The following is a 6,310-nucleotide window of genomic DNA, read 5'->3' on the forward strand; positions in this document are numbered from 1 at the left end:
GTCCTGGCCCTGCGCTAGGAACCGACCGCGGCCCGCCCCCACCCCGGGGGCGGGCCGCACGGCGCCGCCGTCCCCCGCCTACCGGCGGGCCACGCCCTCCGCGCGGGCCGCCGCCGCCACGGCCGCCGCGACCGCCGGGGCGACCCGGGTGTCGAACGGCGAGGGGATCACCTTCGACGGCGTGAGCTCGTCCGCCACCACCGCCGCCAGCGCCTCCGCCGCCGCCAGCTTCATCCCCTCTGTGATCCGCGCCGCCCGCACCCGCAGCGCGCCCGCGAAGATGCCGGGGAACGCCAGCACGTTGTTGATCTGGTTCGGGTAGTCGCTGCGCCCGGTCGCCACCACCGCCGCGTACCGCGCCGCCACCTCCGGGTGGATCTCCGGCGTCGGGTTGGCCATCGCGAAGACGAACGCCCCCGGCGCCATCGTCGCCACCGCTTCCTCCGGCACGCTGCCGCCGCTCACCCCCACGAACACATCCGCGCCCGCCAGCGCGTCCGCCAGCGAACCGGTGACCCCGGCCCTGTTGGTCGCCGCCGCCAGCTCGGCCTTCACCCCGGTCAGGTCCGCGCGGTCCGCCGACAGCACGCCCTTGCGGTCGCACAGCGCCACATCGCCGATGCCCGCGCCCAGCAGGATCCTCGCGATCGCCGCACCCGCCGCGCCCGCGCCCGAGATCACCACCCGCAGCTCGGCAAGACCGCGCCCGCTCAGCCGCGCCGCGTTCCGCAGCGCCGCCAGCGTCACCACCGCCGTACCGTGCTGGTCGTCGTGGAAGACCGGGATGCCCACCCGCTCCTGGAGCCTGCGCTCGATCTCGAAGCAGCGCGGCGCCGCGATGTCCTCCAGGTTGATGCCGCCGAACGACGGCGCCAGCCGGGCCACCGTCTCCACGATCTCGTCCACGTCCTGGGTGTCCAGCGCCAGCGGCACCGCGTCGACACCGCCGAACTCCTTGAAGAGGATCGCCTTGCCCTCCATCACCGGCATCGACGCCCCGGGACCGATGTCGCCGAGCCCCAGCACCGCGCTGCCGTCCGTCACCACGGCCACCACCTGGGAGGTCCAGGTGTAGTCGTGCACCAGCTCCGGCTGCTCGGCGATCGCCGCGCACACCGAGGCGACCCCGGGCGTGTAGGCGAGCGACAGATCGGCGGCGTCGCGCACCGGCACCGTGGAGGCGACCTCCATCTTGCCGCCCCGGTGCAGGGCGAAGACCGGATCGAGCAGGCTTGCGGCGGCCTCGGCGGTACCGGCGGTGTCCGTTGGCTCCGTACCGGCCGCGCCGCGAGGATTGATGATCTCCGATGTCACGAGAGGTGAACCCCTTTGTCTTGCGCTGTCACGAGGGTGTTCCGTTTCCCGGTCGGGAAGCGGGCGGGCACCACGTCCGCGTCCCGGCCGGCGAGTGGCCGCCGGAGGGGAGTGGCACGGACGCCGGACGCGCCGCACACGCGCCCAGGTCCCCGGGTGAGGGGTGTAACGGATCGTTCTACCCGATGGCGGGGGGACCGCGCACGCCCGAGTGTTGGCCACGGACCCGGGACGCCGGGCGGGTGACCGAAGTCTCATCCGCGGGGCCCGCAGGTCACAGCACCACGCGGGTGCGGCAGTTCGTCACTCCCGGTGAGCAGGACACGGTGTCCGTTATCCGATCGGGACGCAGTGGTGGACGCAACTCGACCTGCGGATGGCAGGATGCCTACTCGTCCTATGCACAAGAAACGAACACAGTCGTGACACTCGAAGACGTGTGCCCGGCCTCGGATACTCCCCACCCCCAGGAGGACCACGCCATGACCAGTCTCACCCGACGCTCCCGCTGTACGGTCCTGGGAGCCTTCGCCGTCGCCGGCGTGCTGCTGCTGAGCGCCTGCGGAGACCAGACCGACGGGGACAAGGGGTCGGGCGGATCCGCCTCCGGCGGCGGTGGGGCCAACCCCGAGGCCCCGCTGTACGACCTGCTGCCCGAGGCGATCCAGGAGGCGGGCGTCGTCAAGGTCGGTTCCAACATCGACTACGCCCCGATCGAGTTCTTCGACGACAACGACGAGATCGCCGGCATCGACCCGGACATCGCCGCCGCGCTCGGCGAGGTCCTCGGCGTCGAGTTCGCCTTCAGCGACGGCACCTTCGACGGCCTGGTCCTCGGCCTCAACAACGGCCGCCACGACATCGTGATGTCGGCCATGACGGACACCAAGGACCGGCAGAACGGCATCAGCGAGGACGCCGAGGGCGGCGCCGACTTCGTCAACTACTTCCAGGCCGGCTCCGCCATCCTGGTCGCCAAGGGCAACCCCGAGGGCATCAACGGCGTGGCCGACCTGTGCGGGCTCACCGTGGCCGCCCAGCGCGGCACCGCCAACGAGTACCTGCTGGACGCCCAGCAGGAGGAGTGCGACGAGCCGATCAGCCCGATGATCAACGAGACGGACTCCAACTCGATCACCGCCCTCCAGAGCGGCCGCGCCCACGCCGTCATCACCGACTTCCCCGTGGCGCTCTACAACGAGCTGAACGCGGGCGGCGGTGACCTCTTCGAGGTGGTCGGCGAGCAGATCGACGCCGCCCCGTACGGCATCGCCGTCAAGAAGGACAACACCGAACTGCGCGACGCCATCCAGGCCGCCGTCCAGGAGATCATCGACAACGGCACCTACGACGAGGTGCTGGCCAAGTGGAGCGCCCAGACCGGCGCCATCGACGAAGCCACCATCAACGCGGGCGAGTGACGCGCCGGTGTCCCTCGATCTCGACAAGCGGCGTCCCGCGGACGATGTACCGCCGGAGGAGCTGACCGCGGTCCCGGTGCGCCACTGGGGCCGCTGGGTCAGCGCCGGCGTGGTCATCGCGCTGCTGGGCCTGGTGGTGTGGGCCTTCGCCAACGCCAAGATCAACTGGAACGTCGTCGGCGACTACCTGACGTACGACCGCATCATGGAGGGTGCCCTCAACACCCTGTGGATCACGGTGTGCGCCATGGTCCTCGGCCTGGTGCTGGGCATGCTGCTCGCCGTGATGCGGCTGTCCGACAACCCGGTGCTGTCGTCGGTCGCCTACGGCTACATCTGGTTCTTCCGGGGCACGCCGGTGCTGGTGCAGCTGGTGCTCTGGTACAACCTCTCCTACATCTTCGACACCGTGAATCTCGGCTTCTACAAGAACGAGATGAACGACGTCATGACCCCGTTCCTGGCCGCCCTGCTGGGGCTCGGCCTGAACGAGGCCGCCTACATGGCGGAGATCGCCCGCGCCGGCATCAAGTCCGTGGACAGCGGCCAGACCGAGGCCGCGCAGGCGCTGGGCATGAACGGCACCAAGACCATGCGGCGCATCGTGCTGCCGCAGGCGATGCGCGTCATCATCCCGCCGTCCGGCAACGAGTTCATCAACATGCTCAAGACGTCCTCACTGGCGTCGGTGATCTACTTCGACGAACTCTTCCGGGCCGGCGACACCATCAGCTCCCGCAACCTCGCGGTGATGGAGATGATGATGGTGGTCAGCGTCTGGTACCTGCTGCTGACCACGGTGTTCAGCATCGGCCAGTACTACCTGGAACGGCACTTCGCCAAGGGCAGCGACCGCGAGCAGCCGCCCACACCGCTGCGGCGGATACGGCAGCAGCTCACCACCTTCCGTACCAAGAGCCGGGTGGGAGGCGAAACCGTATGAGCGAGGGCGACGAGACGCCGATGGTGAAGGCCGAGCGCGTCCACAAGTCGTTCGGCGCGGTCGAGGTCCTCAAGGGCATCGACCTCCAGGTGCGGCGCGGCGAGGTGTTCTGCGTGGTCGGGCCCTCGGGCTCGGGCAAGTCCACCTTCCTGCGCTGCATCAACCACCTGGAGAAGATCAACGCCGGGCGGCTGTACGTCGACGGGGAACTCGTCGGCTACCGCCAGCGCGGCACGAAGCTGTACGAGATGCGCGAACGGGAGGTGGCCGCCCAGCGCCGGGACATCGGCATGGTCTTCCAGCGCTTCAACCTCTTCCCGCACATGACCGCCGCCGAGAACGTCATGGAGGCGCCCGTCCAGGTCAAGGGCCTCCCCAAGGCCGAGGCCCGGGCGCGCGCCGAGGAACTGCTGGAGCGGGTGGGCCTGGGCGACCGCGCCGACCACTACCCGGCGCAGCTGTCCGGCGGACAGCAGCAGCGGGTGGCGATCGCGCGGGCGCTGGCCATGGACCCCAAGCTCATGCTCTTCGACGAGCCGACCTCGGCGCTCGACCCCGAGTTGGTCGGCGAGGTGCTGGACGTGATGCGGGCCCTCGCCGAGGACGGCATGACCATGATCGTGGTCACCCACGAGATGGGGTTCGCGCGCGAGGTCGGCGACTCCCTGGTGTTCATGGACGAGGGCGTGGTCGTGGAAGCGGGCCACCCGCGCGAGGTGCTGACCAACCCCCGGCACGAGCGGACCAAGGCGTTTCTCTCCAAGGTCCTGTAGCCGGTTCCGGTCCGCCCGCCCGTCACAGGGCGTGCCCGCCGGCCACCTGGATCACCTGCCCGGTGATCCAGGCGGCCTGCCGGGAGGCCAGGAACACCACCGCGTCCGCGATGTCGCGCGGGGTGCCGACCCGGCGCAGCGGGATGACGGGCAGCACGCGCTCGATCAGCTCCTCCGTCATCCACCCGGTCTGCACCGGGCCGGGCGCCACCGCGTTGACCCGTACCCCGGCCGGGCCCAGATCGAGGGCGGCGGCCCGGGTGAACGCCTCCAGCGCCGCCTTGGAGGTGCCGTAGCCCACCTGCCCGGGGAAGGCGCGGGCGGCGTCGGTGGAGATGTTGACGACGGCGGCGGGCCGCGACCCGGCGGCCGCGCGGCGGGCCACCTCGGCGGTGAGCAGTGCCGGGGCGATGGTGTTGACGGTGTAGTTGCGGTGCAGGCTTCCGGCGGTGAGGTCCAGCACCCCGTCCGGGGTCTCGGTGTGCGCGGCGTTGTTGACCAGGACGTCGACCGGGCCGAGCCGTTCCTCGACGGCGGCCGTCAGTGTCCGGGCCGCGTCCGGCGCGGCCAGATCGGCCGGCACCGCGCACGCGTCGGCCGCGCCGAGATCCCGCAGTCGGGCCACGGTCTCCTCGGCGGCCCGCGCGTCCCCCACGTAGTGCTCGGCCACCACCCCCTCCGGCAGCTCCGCTCCGCCCCCGCCGTACCAGTGCACCGCGACGGCGGCCCCCTGCTCGGCGAAGGCGGCGGCGATCTCCCGCCCGATGTTGCGGTGCGCCCCGGTGACGAGGACGACGCGGCCACGGAGCCCGGTATCGATCATGCCCGGCAGGGTGCACCGGCGTGCGCCATGCCCGCAACCCGGTTTCAGGAGTACTGAGGGAACCGACCGGTGGTGATTTTCAGACCGAGCGTGGCCAGCTCGACATCCTCGCCGTACAGACCGTGCAGAACCCCCTGGTACTCGCCGTCGCGCGGCACCGTGTACCGCGTCCAGCTCCCCTTGCGTGGGTCGATCAGCAGGTACACGGGAATGCAGGCGTCGGCATACCAGGCGACCATGTCGCGGGTGTCCTTGCTGCTGTTGCCTTTGGACACCACCTCGACCACCAACTCGACGGATCCGGGCTCCGTCAGCCAGCTGTCGGAGTCCTCGAAAGAGGCGTCACAGACCAGCAGATCGGGGCTGGCGTAGTCGTCGGGATCGTGCGGGAGCGCCACCGACGCGACCTGGAAGGGCTGCAAGCCTTCGGGAAGAGCCGGTCGCAGCTGGTCGTAAAGCTTGTTGATGATCCCGGCGTGCTTCCCACGGGGGGTGGGCGACATCATGAGGACTCCTCGGATGATCTCGGCGCGCAGACCAGAGGCGTCCTCCGCCGCCTCGGCGGCGCGGCGCAGTGGAGTCATCTCTGGGTCGGCGGTCATGGGGGCCATGGCATCCTCCTTCCGGTGCCGCCGAGTTTAACGATCCGGGTCCTCACCGGTAGCGGGCGCGCGCTCGGCACCCGGATGCGTCGTCGTCGGGCGTGCCGCGCGCCCGGCCGCTCAGCCCGTCGCTCGGCGGTACGTCGCCGGGGTGATGCCGTAGACCCGGGTGAACCAGCGCGTCAGATGCGGCTGGTCGGCGAAGCCGCAGGTTGTGGCCGCCTCCGCCGGGGCGGTGCCGGTGGCCAGCAGCCGGCGGGCCGCGCGCAGCCGCAGCAGCCGCTGGTAGTCGCTGGGCGGCATCCCGTACTCGGCGCGGAACGCCCGGTACAGCGCGTACCGGCTGCATCCGGCCGCCCGGGCCAGGGCGTCGGCGCCGAGGTCGCGGTCCCACGCCTCGTCCAGCAGCGCCTTGGCCCGGCGCGCCGCCGTGC

7 protein-coding genes are annotated in these 6,310 nt (G+C 71.1%); 3 read left to right on the forward strand and 4 right to left on the reverse strand.

Annotation, left to right across the window (positions count from 1 at the left end; translation table 11 throughout):
- Positions 1-78: 78 nt before the first annotated feature.
- Positions 79-1,314 carry an NADP-dependent malic enzyme gene (locus ACFV5N_RS23160; protein ID WP_385603073.1) on the reverse strand — a complete coding sequence of 412 codons (1,236 nt, stop codon included), beginning with the start codon at positions 1,312-1,314 and terminating at the stop codon, positions 79-81.
- Positions 1,315-1,796: 482 nt separating this feature from the next.
- Between ACFV5N_RS23160 and ACFV5N_RS23165 the strand changes: the two genes are divergently transcribed.
- Genes ACFV5N_RS23165 through ACFV5N_RS23175 form a run of 3 tightly spaced genes read left to right on the forward strand, consistent with a single transcriptional unit; the run spans position 1,797 to position 4,451 of the window.
- A complete protein-coding gene (locus ACFV5N_RS23165) occupies positions 1,797-2,735 on the forward strand; it encodes an ABC transporter substrate-binding protein (protein WP_385603076.1) in 939 nt (312 codons plus the stop codon).
- Between the two features lie 7 nt (positions 2,736-2,742).
- Positions 2,743-3,678, forward strand: a complete 936-nt coding sequence (locus ACFV5N_RS23170) for an amino acid ABC transporter permease (RefSeq protein WP_385603078.1) — start codon at positions 2,743-2,745, stop codon at positions 3,676-3,678.
- A gap of 20 nt (positions 3,679-3,698) precedes the next feature.
- Complete coding sequence (locus ACFV5N_RS23175) at positions 3,699-4,451, forward strand: amino acid ABC transporter ATP-binding protein (RefSeq protein WP_385603088.1); 753 nt, start codon at positions 3,699-3,701, stop codon at positions 4,449-4,451.
- 22 nt (positions 4,452-4,473) lie between these two features.
- On the opposite strand, the gene ACFV5N_RS23180 is transcribed toward ACFV5N_RS23175, so the two are convergent.
- From ACFV5N_RS23180 to ACFV5N_RS23190, 3 genes are all read right to left on the reverse strand, one after another.
- The gene (locus ACFV5N_RS23180; RefSeq protein WP_385603081.1) at positions 4,474-5,274 is read right to left on the reverse strand and encodes an SDR family NAD(P)-dependent oxidoreductase; all 801 of its coding nucleotides are present in this window, start codon (positions 5,272-5,274) and stop codon (positions 4,474-4,476) included.
- A 44-nt stretch (positions 5,275-5,318) separates the two neighbouring features.
- Positions 5,319-5,885, reverse strand: coding sequence for a Uma2 family endonuclease (locus tag ACFV5N_RS23185; protein ID WP_385603084.1), 567 nt, complete (start codon positions 5,883-5,885; stop codon positions 5,319-5,321).
- Positions 5,886-5,996: 111 nt separating this feature from the next.
- On the reverse strand, positions 5,997-6,310 hold a 314-nt coding region (locus tag ACFV5N_RS23190), incomplete at its 5' end, for a helix-turn-helix transcriptional regulator (RefSeq protein WP_385603086.1).

Origin of the sequence: Streptomyces sp. NPDC059853, assembly GCF_042731495.1 — a bacterium.
In the GTDB taxonomy this organism is placed as follows: Bacteria; Actinomycetota; Actinomycetes; order Streptomycetales; family Streptomycetaceae; genus Streptomyces.

Bases quoted from the DNA above. Each gene is read 5' to 3' on its own strand.
- ACFV5N_RS23165 (WP_385603076.1), top strand. From the start codon at position 1,797: ATGACCAGTCTCACCCGACGCTCCCGCTGTACGGTCCTGGGAGCCTTC.
- ACFV5N_RS23175 (WP_385603088.1), top strand. From the start codon at position 3,699: ATGGTGAAGGCCGAGCGCGTCCACAAGTCGTTCGGCGCGGTCGAGGTC.
- ACFV5N_RS23180 (WP_385603081.1), bottom strand. From the start codon at position 5,274: ATGATCGATACCGGGCTCCGTGGCCGCGTCGTCCTCGTCACCGGGGCG.
- ACFV5N_RS23185 (WP_385603084.1), bottom strand. From the start codon at position 5,885: ATGGCCCCCATGACCGCCGACCCAGAGATGACTCCACTGCGCCGCGCC.